At 62.2% G+C, this 18,036-nt stretch carries 14 protein-coding genes; 5 read left to right on the forward strand and 9 right to left on the reverse strand.

Going from position 1 to position 18,036, the window contains the following annotated elements:
* Positions 1-33: 33 nt before the first annotated feature.
* The 3 genes from RKE25_RS02130 to RKE25_RS02140 all read right to left on the reverse strand — a co-directional run bounded on the left by RKE25_RS02130 (position 34) and on the right by RKE25_RS02140 (position 5,220).
* Positions 34-3,747, reverse strand: coding sequence for a hypothetical protein (locus tag RKE25_RS02130; RefSeq protein ID WP_311840621.1), 3,714 nt, complete (start codon positions 3,745-3,747; stop codon positions 34-36).
* Between the two features lie 207 nt (positions 3,748-3,954).
* A complete protein-coding gene (locus RKE25_RS02135; RefSeq protein WP_311840622.1) occupies positions 3,955-4,956 on the reverse strand; it encodes an HNH endonuclease in 1,002 nt (333 codons plus the stop codon).
* Positions 4,957-4,959: 3 nt separating this feature from the next.
* Positions 4,960-5,220, reverse strand: coding sequence for a MazG-like family protein (locus RKE25_RS02140; protein WP_311840623.1), 261 nt, complete (start codon positions 5,218-5,220; stop codon positions 4,960-4,962).
* Between the two features lie 803 nt (positions 5,221-6,023).
* Here RKE25_RS02140 and RKE25_RS02145 point away from each other — a divergent pair.
* Both RKE25_RS02145 and RKE25_RS02150 read left to right on the forward strand, forming a co-directional pair.
* Positions 6,024-6,500: a DUF805 domain-containing protein gene (locus RKE25_RS02145; RefSeq protein WP_343215234.1), complete on the forward strand. Its 477-nt coding sequence runs from the start codon at positions 6,024-6,026 to the stop codon at positions 6,498-6,500.
* Positions 6,501-6,640: 140 nt separating this feature from the next.
* Entirely contained in the window at positions 6,641-8,257 is a 1,617-nt protein-coding gene (locus RKE25_RS02150; RefSeq protein WP_311840624.1) for an FAD-dependent oxidoreductase, read from the forward strand.
* A gap of 187 nt (positions 8,258-8,444) precedes the next feature.
* Here the strand turns inward: RKE25_RS02150 and RKE25_RS02155 are convergent, their stop codons facing one another.
* Positions 8,445-9,542, reverse strand: a complete 1,098-nt coding sequence (locus RKE25_RS02155; protein ID WP_311840625.1) for a PQQ-dependent sugar dehydrogenase — start codon at positions 9,540-9,542, stop codon at positions 8,445-8,447.
* Positions 9,543-9,756: 214 nt separating this feature from the next.
* Here RKE25_RS02155 and RKE25_RS02160 point away from each other — a divergent pair, with 214 nt between their 5' ends.
* From RKE25_RS02160 to RKE25_RS02170, 3 genes are all read left to right on the forward strand, one after another.
* On the forward strand, positions 9,757-10,902 hold the full coding sequence (locus RKE25_RS02160) for a histidine kinase (RefSeq protein ID WP_311840626.1): 1,146 nt from the start codon (positions 9,757-9,759) through the stop codon (positions 10,900-10,902).
* The gene (locus tag RKE25_RS02165) at positions 10,899-11,723 is read left to right on the forward strand and encodes a LytTR family DNA-binding domain-containing protein (RefSeq protein WP_311840627.1); all 825 of its coding nucleotides are present in this window, start codon (positions 10,899-10,901) and stop codon (positions 11,721-11,723) included. The genes RKE25_RS02160 and RKE25_RS02165 overlap by 4 nt, the downstream gene beginning before the upstream one ends.
* Before the next feature lie 112 nt (positions 11,724-11,835).
* Complete coding sequence (locus RKE25_RS02170; protein ID WP_311840628.1) at positions 11,836-12,327, forward strand: nuclear transport factor 2 family protein; 492 nt, start codon at positions 11,836-11,838, stop codon at positions 12,325-12,327.
* Between the two features lie 129 nt (positions 12,328-12,456).
* Here the strand turns inward: RKE25_RS02170 and RKE25_RS02175 are convergent, their stop codons facing one another.
* The 5 genes from RKE25_RS02175 to RKE25_RS02195 all read right to left on the reverse strand — a co-directional run bounded on the left by RKE25_RS02175 (position 12,457) and on the right by RKE25_RS02195 (position 17,989).
* On the reverse strand, positions 12,457-12,795 hold the full coding sequence (locus RKE25_RS02175; protein WP_311840629.1) for a hypothetical protein: 339 nt from the start codon (positions 12,793-12,795) through the stop codon (positions 12,457-12,459).
* A gap of 77 nt (positions 12,796-12,872) precedes the next feature.
* Positions 12,873-13,709 (reverse strand): type II CAAX endopeptidase family protein, encoded by an 837-nt coding sequence (locus tag RKE25_RS02180; RefSeq protein ID WP_311840630.1) that lies wholly within the window; start codon positions 13,707-13,709, stop codon positions 12,873-12,875.
* Between the two features lie 385 nt (positions 13,710-14,094).
* Positions 14,095-14,565: a hypothetical protein gene (locus RKE25_RS02185; RefSeq protein ID WP_311840631.1), complete on the reverse strand. Its 471-nt coding sequence runs from the start codon at positions 14,563-14,565 to the stop codon at positions 14,095-14,097.
* Positions 14,566-14,607: 42 nt separating this feature from the next.
* Positions 14,608-16,128: a TolC family protein gene (locus RKE25_RS02190; RefSeq protein ID WP_311840632.1), complete on the reverse strand. Its 1,521-nt coding sequence runs from the start codon at positions 16,126-16,128 to the stop codon at positions 14,608-14,610.
* Entirely contained in the window at positions 16,115-17,989 is a 1,875-nt protein-coding gene (locus RKE25_RS02195; RefSeq protein ID WP_311840633.1) for an FUSC family protein, read from the reverse strand. Before RKE25_RS02195 ends, RKE25_RS02190 begins: the two co-directional genes overlap by 14 nt.
* Positions 17,990-18,036 lie beyond the last annotated feature (47 nt).

The following is an 18,036-nucleotide window of genomic DNA, read 5'->3' on the forward strand; positions in this document are numbered from 1 at the left end:
AAATGGCGCTGGGTTCCAAAAAGAGCGACGATATCAAGCGACCCCGGCTGGTGGAGATTTCCATACATCTGATTGCGACTCGTGGTCCTTGCGGAGCTTGAAGAGGGCAACAGGGTCTATTTCCAGGAATGCTACCGAGGCTTGAGGCTGGCCATGCATATGAAATATCTGTCGTTTAAATGATTCTTTATACGGTGCATAGGCGTTACTTCCTCCATATAGTCCATTGTTGGCAATTATTATCATCTGAAACATGTGGTAGTGAAGAGCTAAAGACATTTGGTCAAAAGTCCCCACATCTCTATTTAGAGCTGGTATTGCATAGACATCTGAAACATTGCGCAAGTCGGAGGCCAAGGATAGGTCAGTCGCGTCATAGCAAATTGAACCAGTTAACCAAAGCGGTCCGCTTGATACTTCTCCAAATTCGTAACCGATCAGCCATTGACAGGGTCTAAACCCCTGAAGGAGCGGGGTCCCTACATTAAGTTGGCGCTCCTGTGGAGATAGATTTTTCTTTCCCTGTAATCGGATGCGCATCTGTAGTCCATGCGACTTCGATGTCACCGGAATAATCCATAGCGCCGAGTTCACAAGTGGCTTTCCCTTCAGCAGCTCCTGATAGGTAAGGCCGGCAAGAATAATGGTTTTGTGAGCACGGGCAAAAGGAATAAGGTGAGTAGACACATCATTTGGATGAACCGCTAACTCAGGAAGTATCAGCCAGTCCAGGCGTCCTTCCTTACCCAAGTGGGTTTCTCGAAGGTCAAGCATGCGTTCTACTGCTGCGAGTGCGGCCGAGATGTGTCGTCTATGTTTCTTCCGAGTCACCTCATGATCACATTTGAGGTCATTTAGAGAGAAGTCTTGATCGGACGGAAAGATCGTTTGAACCACGCAAGCTCGTAACGGCCTAACTGCGCCGTCTCTTGCTAAGGCTGGGGCCGACATCGGTAGGATCAAAAGGTCATCGTCAACTCCACGAATACTCCTGAGCTCCAGCTGCCTGACACCGAGGGCCAGCCTAGTTGCCTCGAGACCACGCTCAACGAAACTAAATTCTGAGGGTACTCGGCACCCTGGCCACCGCAAGAGAGCCATCAAGAGCTTCTCGATCCACTCCGATATTGGCAACCAACCATCACCGAAGCTTTCATGTCCGCTAAATAATCCGTGGATACGCTGATAAGCGTGACCAGGTGCGGGTATGTATGTGCCGGCTAAGCTTCGCCAACTCCGCGAACGTACCGCCTGGGTGAAATCACAACGTGCGGTAAGTACGTAGCGGAGGAGAAAGCCTAGTTGAAAACGCCACCTTTCGCCTATGGGGCACCATTTGGGCGGGGAGTACAAAGATTCGGCCGAAGTAACAGATCGCGCTAGGTGAACCTGTTTGATTCTCCAAGGTTGTCTTACGTCATCAACACCTAAGTAGACGTTGATCGGGATAATTACTTCATTATCATGGCGCTCGATTGCATTAAGCAAACTGCTGGCAAAGCTGAGAACTGAAAATTCGTTGCGCAATGGACCGTCATTAGGACCGACCCCCACAACGTCCACCAGATTTTTCATTTCGGGCCTAATGGGGCGCATCGATAGACATAGATCATCAAGCTGTCGTTGCCCCAGAAGAGATTGAACTGAAGGCTGCTGTCTATAAACCTCCAGCGCCAGAGTCATATCCCTCTCAACCACTTCGGCCATTAGCCTTGGTGTCGCGTGCTTGGCGATCCTATCTATTGCCTGGAGGTCGTCTCCAAATGATCGGTACGAGAGCACCGCAAGAATCGCAAATTCTCTTGAAGAGGTGGGTAGGAATCTCCCCTCCTTGAACAGCAGCAATTCGCGATAATATTTGGTTTCTGAGTGGCCGCCCCTTCGTATCGTTAGGAGGCCAGGCTTTCTTCTTGTCGCCAGATACAGCAATAGCTGTTGTTTTAGGTACCACGGCAAAATAACAGCCTTCTGCTCCATGAGGCGCACTGCTTCACGCTCAAGGGCCAATCTATATTGCTCAATATCAATTCCCTCGGGCATGCTTTCGTCAGATTGGACGTAGCCGGTCTCCGTTGCGCCTGCACGGAATATCTCCGAAAGGCAATACCATGCTACACGCCGTGGAGCTCCTCGAGGGCCGCCTTTTGTTGTAAATGGCTTGAGCAAAAAAAGTACGTTTGTGAGAACGTCCTTCGACGGCCAAAGATCGAGCCCAATCCTTAGGAGGCGAACATTTGCTGGATCATCCAGCCACGCCTCTATTAGGCCGAGCGCGAACGCCTTTGCTTCCTCATCAAGCTCCCGCTTGGTCCTCTGTTCACGTAAGCCAGTTTCCTCGTCGCGGTATTGAAGACCAGCCGTCGGGTCATCAGGCTGCTCTAGGAGCATTGGGCGAAGTGATCTATATGTTGCGCGATACCGGCCGGCCGCGAATCTGGCGACCGTCGCATCTCTGACATCAGGAACCGGCGCTAAGGACCAATTGCGACTAGATGTTTGTGTTTCTGAGTAGCGCTGTTGCGATCGAATCAAACCTTGGACCGCATCTAATATTTCAACGCCACCTACGGTGTCGAAGCCGCCAGAGATTGCGCCTTGAATTCGGGCCATCTTCCTGCTTTGACGAACGAGCGGCTTCTGCTCCCCGCTAAGTGCAAAGGCGTGAGTCTTTTCATTGGAAACGACTAGCCCCGTCGCACTCCGGTCGAGAAGTCCCTGAAGCCAGATAGTGACTTCTTCTTCAATTTTTTCCAGAGGGATTCCAGATTCAACTGTCAGGATGATTCGAAGATCGTCAACATATCGTACGACGTCGACAACGACACCACCGGGAAAGACCTCGGTTGAACCAATGCTCCGTCGCAGGAGATCATCAAAGTCGAGGAGAACTAGATTGGCGAAGAATCCAGCGGATACTAGGCCCTGCGGTAGCGCGATGTGGCTAAATCCGTGAATTCCAGTCTTGCGCTCATAGTCGCCAACTTCTACTCGATCTCGTTCGCTCCAACTCCAAGAAAGTGCGCGCTCTGCGAGTTCCCGAAACCCCTGGTTCGCATCAGGGCCTAGCAGTTCGTCTAGCTTTGCGTTTAGTAGGGAGGGTCGAACTCGATCATAAAATCTACTCAGATCCGAATGGACAACTACATGCCGATTTGATCCATCCTGCGCACTGGATTCTGCGACAACGTCCGCTCTTGTAAGGAAGGTTCGGTAATCCTGAAAGTACGCCCTATATAGCTTTGAGGATCCCCATCTGTGTGTGAGAGCTAAACCTTGGCTATCGCAGAAGAGGCGGTTTCCATAGGAGATGACAGCTTGGCGGTCCGCATATGAGGTGTAGCTGCCGCGCGGGTCGCCTTGTCTAGTCTCCACTCGGTCCGCGACGCACATCATCACAGCGGTTGCCACGACCTGACTTCGGAGACTAACGTGAGCCAATGGACGAAGTTTTGATGTGACATCTTCCTCCACTGGTCGCCATTGCTGCCCATCCGGGCTTACTCGCCACCGTTGGCTTTTAGGTGCGGGGACAATGCGCAACTCATCATTGGACCACTCAGTAGGATTTTGAAGACTTTCCCGCAATCCGGCCAAGAACCTAGGTAAGTCGACCGCTGTACGATCTAGCTCCAGAGTGTCTGCGTACCAATTGTGATTGCGGATGTACGCGGAGGTCTTTTTCCATGCCTGAATAAGGACGAAGTCCTGTGTCAGCAAATCCAGGCTAGGGAACAATACTTCGATCATTTTTTCCCCTCCTCGTAGTAACGCCGGTGCAAGTTCGCTCTGGGGCCGAAACTGCAAGCTACGTAACTAGCCCACTTCTTGCCGTGCCTCGAACTTCCTCTAGAGCCTGGATCATCCTAATCGAGCGTGAGCAGGGCGATGCGAATTGAGGGCAGAGGCCATTAAAGAAGGCAAGAAGTAAAAATTTTTATGCCTCCAACCTTTGCATTACGCACGAATAGAAGGAGACATGTACTTCAGAGTGAGTGCCTCCAGACTAGGTTCTTGGCTCTTCTTCAAAGGTGATCGAATCTTTCGCGACTCGTATTTCGCATAGATGGACCTCAAAAGCCGCTTATGCAGTTCAATCGTCCCTTCCGGAGAAATCTTGAGCTGCCCAAGGTCAAACAACGTGTGGATATCAGCGCGAAGAAGTAGCCCGTTCTGGACCACATTGGAGTCCTTGCCAAAATACGGAGCGATGTGGGCCGCTTCTAGAACGGCTTCGATATCGCATCCCGTAACCGCGCACTTTCCCTCGTACGCAGCCATCAAGGCTTCGCGAAATTTAAGCTGGCCCTGCCGCCGCACGACTTCCCGAAGCACCTTCGTCCTGCCATCGGCCATGCTTGCAGGGTTGAACGAGTCTGCTTCGGAAGCCTCGGCTCGCACTTGTTCTAGCTCGAGTTCCAAGGGTAGATCGGGAAGTGAGCGTTGGAACATCTGCTCGACGAAGTGATCCAGCGAACCGAACTTCTCGAGAATGGTTTGTACTTTCTCGTCCGAGATTTTGGTGAACCCTTGATACTTGCGGTGGAGATAGCTGGCCACAGGTTCAGCCTGGACGCCCACATCGAGCGCCTGCGGCTGGGTGAGCAAGTACATGTACTCCCATGTACGGCCTTTGTCGTCCGTGCCCCAGATTTCGCGTGCCATGCCCTCGTCATGCAAGGTGCCGGAGACGATTGAAACGAACCTGTACCTGTTGCCGTAGACGGTCAGCACGATGTCGCCGACGCGTATGGCTTCCCACCTAGGCTTGTTCCTTGGCCCTGGTACGGCACCCCATGCATAGAAGCCGTCGGCATTGGTCAGCGCCTTGAATTGAGCCGTGCGCTCTGGACCGAGAACTTTCTCCATGCGTGAGAAGGAAACCGCCTGAGTGATTGAGTCTTTCAGGTGATCCCGGGCTTCGGGTGTGCCTGCGGTGAAGATGAAGATACGTCTCATAGCTCAGTAGTCCGAATACTTATCGGACTTCCCGCGGACGAGCTCCGCCGGGTACTTCGCATCGTTGAGCTTCAACTTCTCATCGGTGGCCGCGAGGATGTCGATGCCGGTGACTGAGCAGAAGCGCATGAGGTAGATGAATACGTCAGCGGCTTCCTGGGTGACGGCGTCTTTCTTTTCCTGGGGGATGGATGCGAAGTCTTCGCTGCCATCGCGCCACTGAAAGATCTCCATCAACTCCGATGCCTCGATGGCGAGCGCCATGCTGAGGTTCTTGGGTGTATGGAATTTGCCCCAGTCTCGATCTGCGCTGAACTGGTCGATCCGCTGCCGAAGCTCCGCGAAGGAAGGCATGGCGTTTGTAGGCATAGACGTTCCCCAAGGACTTGGGGCGCACGCGGACTCAATGCGAAGCAGCCACTCCATAGTGCAGCTTCTGGTACGAACCAGCCCCCGGGAAAGATCTTATACGAAATCTCCTGGTTGCTAGGACAAGGGCGACCGGCGCCGACGAGAGCTGCAAGAGGAGCTACAGGGGATAGAAGATCTGGAGTTGCTTACTGCAGCTGCTTACTTCGGCCGTGTTTTATCCGGACGCCAGACATTCGGCTCATTCCATGAGCCGAATAGACCCAACTATTCGGCTTACATCCACCCCAGTCTTCGGTAGCAGACGCAGCCCGGTCGCCTCCATCTCCCTGTGATTCCGCCAGCTGGGACTCGCATTCGGAGGTACTGAGGCGAACACTCGGCCGCTTTGCCTACTGGCAGCTGGCGGATAGGAGACAGGTCCATTAGCTCCTTGTGTGCTGCCAAAGCGCCGTATATGCACCGCATTGTTCGCCTTTCATATCAGGATGCCTTGGGCGTGATGCGCCTTACAGCAGGCCGCCACCCTCGTGCCGCACCCATGCCGTCCCCCTGTCGTCACGCAAGCAGCGCCTACGGCAGCATGATGCCAACACCCCAGACACCACCTGCCAAGGACCACCCATGCACATCAACGGCCCCCCCGCCTCCGCGAACTGCGCACCGCCCGTCAGTGGTCGCAGGAGCAGCTGGCGAAGCTGAGCGGCTTGAACCTGAGGACGATCCAGCGCCTGGAAGCGGGCGCCAAGGTCTCGACGGAATCCTTGCGGGCCTTGGCCGCTGTGTTGGAGGTGCCGGCCGAGAGTCTGCTGCTGGGTAGCCCGTCGCCCAGTCAGCCGGCGCTTCAGGCGATGCGCGAAGGCGTGTTGCGTGGTCTGGAGTTCAATGGGGTGACCTCACGGACGGATTTCTGGTGGTTTGCCCTGGCCGTGGCGATGCTGCTGGCCTTCGCTCAGCTGCTCGCCGAGGCCACCGCCCCGTTGCCGCTGCAGATCGCCTCTTTAATAGTGCTGTTGCCGTGGATCGCGGCATGCACCCGGCGCCTGCGCGATGCCGGCCTCAGCCCCTGGTGGCAGCTGATCAGCCTGGCGCCGGTGGCAGGGATCGTGGTGCTGCTCTATCTGCTCAGCTATCCGAGTAAGGCGGTGGAGCCGGGCGAAGCGGTCGTGGGCTGATTGCGTACGGCTGGGGCATCGCCACCGGCAAGGCGGCAGCCGGGGCGCGTGGTTGTCATAGGCTCATCGCCACAGTGGACAAGTTCCCTCTTCCCGTATGGGATAGCGCCATACCCACCAGACCCACACCGGAGCCCCAAGTGGAAACCATCGGCCGCGACCTCCGCGAAATGCAACGCGTCCCCCTGGACGCCGCCCACGTCGCCGCCATGCGCGCCGTCGGGTCCGAGGCCCACTATCCGGCGGGCACCTTTCTGGTGCAGCCGGGCGACCCGATCGACCGGTTCGTCTATGTCGACGAGGGGGAGATCGAGGTTGTGAATGCCTTTACGGGGGAGCGGCTGGTGCCTTCGACCCTGGGGCCGACGCAGTTCATGGGGGAGATCGCGTTCCTCAATGGCGGCACGTGGTCCTTGCCCATGCGGGCAGCGAAGGACACGCGCGTGCTGGAAGTGCCGCGCCCGGCCATGCTGCGGCTGATGTCCGAGATACCGGAGATGTCGGACATCATCATCACCGTGTTCTCGGCGCGCCGGCGCCGCCAGCTGGATGCGCGCGACGGCACGCTGGTGCTGATCGGCGAGGACGCGGACCGGAACCTGCAGCGGATCGGCGAATTCGCCAGCCGCAACCGCGTGCCGTACGTCTCCCTGGCCATCGGCAGCGCGGAGGCGCACCAGGTCGCCATCAGCTGCGGGACCACCGCGGATCGGCCGGTGGTGATCTTCGGCCGCAACCACGTCATGACCGAACCGACGCCCGACGCGGTGGCCCGGTTCTTCGGCCTCAATTTCGACTTGGCCGACGAGGAGCCGGTGGACGTGCTGATCGTGGGCGGCGGCCCCGCGGGCGTGGCGGCGGGCGTGTATGCAGGGGCCGAGGGCCTGAGCGCGATGGTGGTGGAGGACATGGCCATCGGCGGCCAGGCCGGCACCTCCAGCCGCATCGAGAACTACATGGGCTTTCCCACCGGCATCTCCGGCGCCGACCTGGTGTGGCGCGGCGAGGTGCAGGCGATGAAGTTCGGCACGCGCTTCATCATGCCGCGCCGGGTGGCGAGCGTGGAGCGGCGCGACGATGGCAAGTTCTGCGCCACGCTGGACAACGGCCAGCGCATCCTGGCCGGCGCCATTGTGGTGGCGACGGGCGTGCAGTACCGGCGGTTGCCGATCGACCGCATGGAGGAGTTCGAGGGCTCCGGGGTGTACTACGCCGCCACAGAGAACGAGGCGCGCCATTGCAAGAACGGCGAAGCGCTGATCGTCGGCGGCGGCAACTCCGCAGGCCAGGCCGCCATGTTCCTGAGCCGCGCGGCCAGCCACGTGCGCCTGCTGGTGCGCGGCCACTCGCTGGCATCGTCCATGTCGAACTACCTGTCCAGCCGGTTGGCAGCGGACCCGAAGATCACCATCGACTACGGCGCTTCGGTGCGCGCGCTGCATGGCGGCGAGCGGCTGGATGCCGTGACGGTGCATTACAGCGAACGTGGCGAGGATGTGACGGTGCCGGCGTGCGCGCTGTTCGTCATGGTGGGCGCGGCGCCGAACACGTCGTGGTTGTCGGGCCTGGTCAAGCTGGATGCGCAGGGCTTCGTCGAGACCGGGGAAGCGGCGGGCGCGGACTCACCGTATGCGACGTCGCAACCGGGCATCTTTGCGGTGGGTGACGTACGAGCCGGGTCGGTGAAGCGGGTGGCGTCGGCGGTGGGGGAAGGGTCGGTGGTGATTTCGAAGGTGTGGGGTTATTTGAACGGGTGAGGCATTGACGGGGAGTCTTGGAACGCATGAGTCAGGCGAGACTCTTGCCTCCGTTGGACGCTCTGTTTTCGGGTGTAACGGTTGGCCTCAGTGGGATGGCTCATGCCGGCGTGCCGCTGGCCGAAGCCGATGCATGCCACCCAAAGCGATAGGCCAGGCCGGCCTGTGTCTGGCCGCTTCATGCCGGTCATGGCCGCCGCTCCAGCCGCAGCAGGCGGCCTTCCGACTCGTCGGTGAGCACGTAGAGCGTGCCGTCCGGTGCCTGCTTGACGTTGCGCAGGCGGACACCGCTGAGCAGTTCCTCCTCACCCACCACGCGGTCGCCCTGCACGTCCAGCCGTAGCAGGCTGCCGGTGCCCAGCCCGGCGAGCAGCAGATCGCCACGCCATGCGGGGAACTGAGAACCGCGATAGACCACCAGGCCGGCGGGCGCGATCGTGCGGTCCGTCCAGGTCCAGGCCGGCGCCGTGTAGACCGCGCCGGGCAGCGTTTGCGGCAGGTAGTTGGCATCGCGGTGGCGGCCAGCGGTGCGCACGGGCCAACCGTAGTTGGCGCCCGGCTTCAGCAGGTTGATCTCGTCGCCGCGCGTCGGGCCGTGATCGGACATCCAGATGCGCCCGTCCGCGCCCTGCGCCAGGCCTTGCGCGTTGCGGATGCCGAGGGCGTAGAGCCCAGGCACGGCGCCCGCGCCGAAGCCGGGATTGCCGGGCGCGGGTTTGCCGTCCAGGGTGAAGCGGTAGACCTTGCCGCGCGTGTCGGTGGGGTCCTGCGAGACCGGCAACGGCGGGTTGCTGCTTTCGCGGAAGTGCCGCTCGCCGACAGTGAAGTAGAGACGGCGCTGTCGGTCGATCAGCAGTCCGCCGCCGTAGTGGAAGCGTTCGTCCGAATAGGGCGTGGCATCGAACAAGGGGCGCACGTCGGCGAGGCGGTCGTCGAGCAGGCGCGCGGTGGCTAGCCGTGTGGTGGTGCCGCCGGCGCCGCGCGCGGTATAGGCGAAGTAGAGGCGCCGGTTGCTCGTGAAATCCGGATGCAGCACCACGTCGAACAGGCCGGCGTTGTCGCCGCGTCCCTGTGCGGCGTTCTCCAGGTCATCGGGCATGCCGGCGATGGGGTGCTTCGTGCCATCCGGCCCGATGCGCACCAGGCCGCCTTCCTTCTCGCTGACCAGGAAATCCCCTTGCGGCAGGAAGGCCATCGACCAGGGGCGCTTGAGCCCCGTGGCCACAGGCACCGCATCCACCTTGGCCGTGGCCACGCTTGCGGCCAGCATCAGTGCGAACAGCATCGGCGACTCCTTTGGTATGGTGCTTCGCGATCCGTGCCGGACGCGCGTCGAGGAAGGAGGGGCATGCCCGTGTCGTCGATGAGGCTAGCGGCCGCCGCGGCGTCCGCCCGCGCGTTTGCGCTGAGGCGTGCTCCGCGCGCGCCGAAGCGAAGCGCATCGGCCGAACGATCGCCGTGCGCCGTCTATGCTGTCCCCAGCCCGTACTGACGACGCCATGACGCCTGACCCCATTGCCACCCGCCAAGCGGCGCCGCCTGCCGCGCTCGGCGAGCCGCCGCCGGAGCGGTCGACCCACGCGCTGTTCTGGTGGCTGCAGACGGGCGGCTGGGGCGGCGTGTTCCTGGTCAACTACTTTTCCGCACTCGCCAACGGCAAGCCGGCCGAGTACTGGACCGTGCTGCTCGCGGTGGCCATGGCCGGTTTTTTCGGCACGCTGGGCTTGCGCTATCTGCTGCGCGCCTGCGGCGACCGGCCGCCAGCGCGGGTGGCGTGGCTGATGATCGTGCCGGTGCTGCTGATCGCCGCGGCGATGGGGCTCACCTACAAGCTGGTGACCGACCTGGAATGGTGCCGCCAGTGCCTGCCCTTCACGCGCTTCGGCTTCTTCACCTACGTGATCAGCCAGCTCTACGTGGTGGGCGGCTGGGCCAGTCTCTATCTGGTGATGACCACCTGGCGGAAACTGCGCATGCAGACCGAGGCGGCACTGGCGGCCACTGCCATGGCGCATCAGGCGCAGCTGAAGATGCTGCGCTATCAACTGAACCCGCACTTCCTGTTCAACACCCTCAACGCGATCTCTACCTTGGTGCTGGACCGCGACAACGCCACCGCCAACCGGATGGTGCAGGGGTTGAGCGCCTTCCTTCGCCATTCGCTCGACGCGGACCCCATGCAGCGGGTGACGTTGAAGCAGGAGCTGGATGCGATCGGCCTGTATCTGGAGATCGAAAAGACCCGTTTCGCCGAACGCCTGCGGGTGCATGTGCACGTCGATCCCGCCTGCTGGTCGGCATTGCTGCCAAGCCTGCTGCTGCAGCCGTTGGTGGAGAACGCCATCAAGTACGCGGTGGCGAAGCGTGTGGAGGGCGGCACGATCGGCCTGCATGCCACGCGCGAGGGTGACCGCCTGAAACTGGCGGTGATCGACGATGGCCCCGGTTGGCCGGCGCTCGAAGGGCAAGGCGTGCCGCCGGACAGCGCGCCGCGCGGCAACCGGGTCGGCCTGGCCAATACGCGCGACCGATTGCGTGTGCTCTATGGGGCGCAGCAGAGCTTCGAGCTGCGCAACCGCGACGAGGGCGGCTTGGCGGTGACGATGACCTTGCCTTTCGAAGCCGTCGGAGCTTCACGCGAATGAGTACGCCGAGGACCAGACCGATCCGCACGCTGCTCGCCGACGACGAGCCCCTGGCCCGCCGTGGGCTGGAGCTGCGCCTGGCCGGCGAACCGGATATCCACATCGTCGGCCAGGTTGGCGATGGCGCGGCGACGGTGCGCGCGGTGACGGAACACGCGCCGGATCTGTTGTTCCTCGACGTGCAGATGCCCGGACTCGACGGTTTCGCGACCCTGCGCGCGATTCCGGCACAGCAAATGCCGCTGGTGGTTTTCGTCACCGCATACGACCAATACGCGCTTCACGCCTTCGAAGCCAACGCGGTGGACTACTTGCTGAAGCCCGTGGATGACAGCCGCCTGCACCAGGCCCTGTTCCGGGTGCGGGAAACGCTGGATCGCCGGGAGGCCAGCGCGCATCGCGCCAAGCTGCTCGGCTTGCTCGGCGCGCTGAGCGGACGTCCGGCGCTAAGCCTGGACGAAGCGCTGAGGGCCGAAGGCGCACGGGCGTTGCACGATCCGGATGCGCCGTTGGCCATCCGCGATGGCGCACGCACGCTGCGTCTGCCGCCCGCGAGCATTCGCTGGGTGGATGCCGCCGGCGATTACCTCTGCATCCATACCGACCACGACACCCACGTATTGCGCGCCACCTTGAGGCAGCTGGAAAAACGCCTGGAACCGACGCACTTCCCGCGCATCCACCGATCGACAATGGTCAACGCGGCGCGGGTGGTCGCGCTGCGGCCGCATCTCAACGGCGAATATTTCCTGACGCTGGACTGCGGGCAGGAGCTGAAATTGTCGCGCAGCTATCGTGACCGGCTTGCGCTGTTCAAATGAGGTGCCGCACCGCGCACGGATTGCGCCGAAACGAGTGAAATCCGCGGTGGAGGCCATTGTCCGGTAACGTCATGCCCGCGATCCTGCGGTCGGTTTTCCACGGAGACGCGCCATGAACCCGCAACGATTCCGCACCCGGCTCGCAGGCATCCTCATCATCTTGGCGACCGGTGTCCAGGCATTCCCCGCCGATATACCCAGGCCAAGTCCCGCGACGCAGCAGGACCCCGCCGCGCAGGAAGGCATGAAGCAGGCGATCCAGCATTATTTTCGCGGACAGGCGACGGGCGACGCATCGCACATGCGCCAAGCCTTCTTACCGAGTGCGCACATCGAGAGCGTACGCGACGGCAAGTTCACCTCGCTATCGCTGGATGAGTTCTGTGCGCTCTTCAAAGGCAAGGTCGCGGCGGATGAGGCTTCGCGCGTGCGGAGCATCGACTTCGTGGATGCCTCGGGCAATGCGGGCACGGCACGGGTGACGCTCAACTATGGCGCCTTGGTGATCACCGATTACTTCCTGTTGCTCAAGGTGGGCGACGAGTGGCGAATCGCCAACAAGATTTCTTACTTCGACCGGAAGGTGGTGGAGCGGGCAGGTTGAGGATGAGACACCGCAGATCGACGGATAGGGCCGGAGGTAGCTGACACCGCTACCTCCGGTTATCCATCGTGCGGAATGGAGCGTTTCGCGGTCGCATCCAGGGCGAATGTCACGCAACCGAAGACCGGCCTACTTCTCCCGGCAATTCGGTCCGTACCAAGCGTTGTTCTCCGTATCCAGGTTCGCGTCCATCATGGATGCGCTGCACACGGGGAACCGTGTATCGCCGTTGCGCCGGATGCTCCGCGCTTTCATGTCCGCATCGTTCTGCGCCTGCGCGTCGGCCCGGTTCTCCCGCCGTATGTCGATCTTCATCATGCAGTTGGCGAACTGGTCGGTTCCGGGTTGATAGCCGTAGCCGGCGCATTTGGCCTGGTCGGCGGCGCGTTGTTGTTCGGGGTTGACGGCCGCACAGCCCGTGGTGGCGCCGAAGGCGAATACCAAAAGCATCAAGGCGAATCTGCGCATATCTCCTCCTTGGTGACATGGAAACAGGGTGTTGCCTGCTGCTGCGAACGTGACGCTTGGTGTTACCGGCGATGAGCTTAGTCGCTCGGGGGTAGAAATGGCAGGCGGAATCGCGCGCGGTGTCGCCACGCATAGGCTGCCACTGCCAGGTTCAGTGCCGCCATGGATAACCAGATGGGCAAACCATTCGAAGGGGCTTGCGCCGGGTCTCTGAATACCGGTTGCCAAAGCGAACCTTCGCTCGTGCGCAGCAGCGCGTCCTGAGCCAGGTTGTTGGCGATATGAAACGCGGCGACGAAGGGCAGGCTTCGGGTGGCCAACATCAAACAGGCATAGAGCAGTCCACCGGAACCGACCACCAGCAAGCCGGGAAGCCAAGCCATGCCGCCGGCAAGATGCGCCGCTACAAAGATGAGCGTAGGTAGTACTACCGCCGCTGCAGCGCCATAAGCCTGGTAAAGCCGCTCCATGCCGTAGCTGCGATAACCCACTTCTTCCGCGACGCCGATGGTCAATGAGGCCACGGTTCCCGATATCAATACGTCCCAGCGCAACGTGGGATTCGCTTGCCAATGAAAAGGCGCCCAGTACCTGACGATGCCCGCCCAGCCCAAGGCCAGCAGTAGCCCGCCCGCAAAGCCCGCCAATGCGTACGCCAACACTCGCGGTTGGGCGGATACCCCATAACGTGACCAGGAGAGGCGATCGCGGCGGAGGTAGAAAGTGGTAAGCATCACGACGAACAGCATCACCAGCACGCACTTGAGCAGCCAGGTAAGGCTTGGATCCGTGTCACGGCTCGTCAGCACCATGGACAGGAAGGTGCCGCCAAATGCGAGCAGCGCCACGAGTGCAAAGTAGACCCAGACATACCAGGCGGGGCGCTGCCGCATTCCCTTTGAGGCTGTCGTCATGATGGGTGCCTTGGTAGATGCAGTTCGTGCATTGCGGGCCGACCAAGTTGGCCAAGTGTGCAAATTACATCGTTTTAGAAGTCCCCTTCTGGTAACGCCAGTGCAGCGTTAGTTTCGTGCGGAGATTGAAAGCGTACTTCCGCTTCTAACGGGGCGCAGGCTTTGAGTTAGCTATCCACCGTGCGCGAGCTGCCATCGTAGCCATGTGTGTAAACGGCAAGTTTTCCAAGACAGTCACTCCTTGGAAGATTGCATAGCCTGCGCGATCTCACAGAGTTTGGCCGCCCCCGCCTCGCATAGTTTGGCCACCATGAGGTGTGGATGAACTAACCGACGAAATCCTTCCATCAGCCCCTCTGGCGCCCGCACAAACTGCCTTAAAGCATCAGCGCCCTACCTGATGGGCATACTTGTGCCTGGGCGCCAGCCACTCAAGCTCGACCCGGCAAGCCTCCCCAAACGCCATCAGAAACTGCACTCCGCCCTGATCCACCAGCTCCTTCAGCTCGTGCAGGCTGCGGTTGGGTGCCAGATAGGCCTGGATCACCAGATTCATGGCTTTCTCCGCTTCGGTCACCACCTCCCGCGAGGCGACGAGCCGGATGCGCCCCACCAGGGCGTATAGCCGTACCAGGTCGCCCACGTCGTCTTTTTCATGGCTCAACGCGTCGCCGTAGCGCTTGGACGCTTCCACGATAAACGCGCTGAAGAGCTGCTCCCGCTTGCTCCATTCGGCCTGGCGGTTTTTGTCCGTCAGCTGGTATTGCTGGGTGAGCCATGAGGTGGCGAAGGAGGTGAGGCCGCCGATCGCCGCGCCAGTCAGGCCCGCAAACGCGGATATGTATGAAGCATCCATCGCGTGCCCCCCGGTTGATGGTCGTCGCAGTGTAGCTCTTGCCTATGGCGGAGGGCCGCCCAGTTCGCCGGTCGCCAGTGCCAGGGTGGCGGCAGCGGTCAGCGCGGCGCTGTGGGCGTCGCCAAGCGCGTTGCGGGCCAGCAACAGCTGGTTCTCCGCCAATGACACCTCGGTGATGGAACCCAGCCCTTTGCGATAAGCCGCAAGGGCCGCATCGAACGTGGTCTGTGCCGCTTGGACCAGTTTCCCGGCGGCGTCGTGGGCCGCCAGCGCGGTGCGTAGCGCATTCTCTGCGGCGACCACCTGGCGCACGGCTTCGTCGCGCACTTTGTTCAGCGTCACGTCGGCGCTGTCGGCTTCCGCGCGGGCGCGGGCCAGCATGGCCGAACGCGTGCCGCCGTCGTACAGGGGGACCGACACGCCAAGGAACACGCTGCTGTTGAAGCGGTGGCCGCTCGTATTCACCGCCGGCGGCTGCGGCCCTGCCGACGGCAAGGTGTTCACGCTCAGATCGCCGCGGCCATAGGCGCCCACGGCGGACAGGAAGACCTTGGGCATGAACTCGGCGCGCGCCGCACGTATCTTCGCCGCGCTGGCCTTGGTGGCAGCGTAGGCGCTCAGTACGTCCGGCCTTCGCGATAGTGCGCTTGCGATCCTGTCATCCAAAGAATCGCGTAGCTCCGATGGAAGAGGGCGCGCCGAGACATCGGCGAGATGAATCTCGTCCAGCGGCGGCAGGCCTACCGCGTTCATCAGCGCGAGATACGCATCGCGTTCGCTGCCATCGGCGTTCACCTGCGCCAGCTCGGCGGCCGCGGTGGCCTGGCGTGCCTGGGCCAGTTCCACTACCGTGCCGAGGCCTTGCCGGTAGCGGGCCTGAGCCGCGTCTTCCACCTGGCGTGCGTTCTGCACCGATTGCAGCGACGTGCGCTGGCGCCCGCGCGCGGCGGCATGCGCGTAGAAGGCTGCGCTGACGGCGTGGATGATCTGCTGATGCGCGGCAGTGAAAGCGATGTTGGATATCGCCGAAGCCTGCTTCGCCGCATCGACCACCGCCGTGCGCTCGCCGAAATCGAACAACAGCCACTGCACGGAAAGTGCCGACAGCGTGCCGCTTGCCGAGCCGCGGCTGCCGATACCGATACCATCGGCGGTCGCGTGGCCGTGGCTGTTCTGCCGTCCAGCCAGGGCGCTGGCCGTGATCTGCGGCAGGTAGGCGCTCTCCGCGATGCCTGCGGCCAGCGCGGCACGGCGCGCTTCGTTCCAGGCGATGCGCGTGGTGGGCTGAGTCGATTCGGCCAGGTCGATCAAAGTCGGCAGGGTGTAGACCTTGGCTTGATCGGTAACGGCCGGCGGCCTCGTGGCGAGGGCGCGGTTAGCCGGCAGTACGTAGCGGGAGCTGTCCTGGGTGTCCGGCGTGCCCGCCACGATCTCGCCCCCGGCGCTGACCTTGGGCGACCAGGGGCGATCGGGCGCCGGCGGTGCCATCTCCAGGCCGGAGGTGGCGCAGGCCGACAGGGCCAGGGTCGCCAGGGCCGTCAGTATTCGTTCAACCCGCTTCATCGGTGCGCTTCTCATCCATCTTCCCGTTGCGCGGGATGCGCTGTTCGATCGCGCACAGCGCCTGGTCACCGGCAGACCAGGCGGCATCCTCGACGCGTACCGCTTCCGGCGCTGCCTCATAAGCGCCGCCGCCCATCGCGCGTGCCATCCGGTCCAGGCGCCGGGCGAACGGCACGCCTGGGCGGGGGCCTCGCTCGGCGGCGATCAGCAGCGGTCCGACCGCTGCCCGCGCCTGCCGGACCAGAGCCCGCCGTTGCCGCAGCCAATGTGCCGAAGGGCGCAGTTGAGGCGGTTCGTATCGCGCCAGATCCAAGTCGCGGGCAAGCGACGCGCCGGCTGCGAGGACCATGGCAGCGGCACGGCGGCCTCCCGCCGCTGAGGCGGCGATGGTCATCTGGCTCAGTTGGCGCAGCAGCGCAGCGATGGCCGGATCGATGCGCGCGGCCACGCTGACCGGCCACACGCGAGTGAACACCAGATAGGTCACGAGGTTGCCCAGCACGATGCCGATCACGCGATCGCGCGCGACCGTAAGGTCGAATGCCGGCGCGGCACCCTGCATCACGCAAAGAAAGAAAGCGAAGGCCACCTGGAAGCCGGCATAGGCGATCTTCGGCCCGCCACCGGCGATCCACGCGGAAGCGAACGCTCCGGCGAAGACGATGGCTATCAGCCCTTCGACCGAGGTCGTCAACGGCAGCACGAACACCATGGCGGCGATACCGGCGGCGGCGCCGGCAAGGCAGCCGGCGATACGCAAGGCCAGCTTCTCCACGGTTTCGGCCGCGGTGGGCAGCGCCACGATGTAGCAGGTGAGAAAGCAGGTATGGATGCCCGGCCAGTCCAGCAGCTGATAGAGCACATAACAGGCCATGGCGGCCGCGGTGGTCTTGAGGGCGTACCGGACGTGTGTGGGGTTGGAGCATGCATCGGGCCGAAAGAAGCCGCCGCGACGCGGCGGCGCACGTTCGGCGGGAGGGCATGCCGCCGGCTCCGCGAACCTTGCGATCACGGCATCGAGTTCGTCCCAGGCTGCTGCCTGGGCAGGCGACGGCCCATCGCCGGGAGGCGGCACGACGTCCAACGGGTAACCGCCTTCGCCGAAGATGCTCGCCATGTCGTCGAGCGTGCGTGCGACTGCGGCAGCGCGTGCTGGCGGAAAGGATTCGCCGCGGCGGCACAGCACGTCCACGCACAGCATGAGCGTGATGCTCGACGTACACGCCCAGTCGAGCGCGCGTACGACGGCGGCCGGCGACGTTCGTTCGAGCGCGGCCATCTTCACCCAGGCCGGCGGCTTGCCAGGAAGTTGAGCCAGCGCGGCGGCGAAACGTGCGCGCGTACCAGCATCGGGGCAGCGCAGCATTGCCGCGCACAGGCGCAGCCGCGCGGCCAGTTCGCGCTCGATCAAGCGGCGCGGCGATGGCGCGGCCAGCAGGTTGACCACCAACGACACCCCGGCGGGGATACCGACGAACAGCCATGCATAGAGCAGCGCGCGCGTCGCCGTTTCACCCCCGGGCACGTCGCCCAGCAGGCCGAGCGCATAGCCGACGATGAGCGCGAGGGTGGCAGCGATGGGGCTGAGTCGGCTGGCCGAGGCGAGGAACAGCAAGCCGAACGAAATCGTCGCCATGCTCGCTACCCGCACCATGGGATCGTCGATCACCAGCATCGCCACGATCACCACCAGTGCGATGACCAGGGTCAGTACCAGCGTCAGCGCGATGTTCGTCACCACGCTGGTAGCGCGGTCGCTCGCGTTCAGAAAGAACACGACGTAAGCGGTGAGCGCGGCCTCCGGCGTCTGGTAATACTGCACGACCCAGGTGACCGCCGCGCAGATCGCGGCTTGCCGCAACGCAAACTCCCACCGTCCCGGCGTGGCCGTGAACAGGAGCAACCACG

Origin of the sequence: Dyella sp. BiH032 (genome assembly GCF_031954525.1) — a bacterium.
Lineage (GTDB): Bacteria > Pseudomonadota > Gammaproteobacteria > Xanthomonadales > Rhodanobacteraceae > Dyella_D.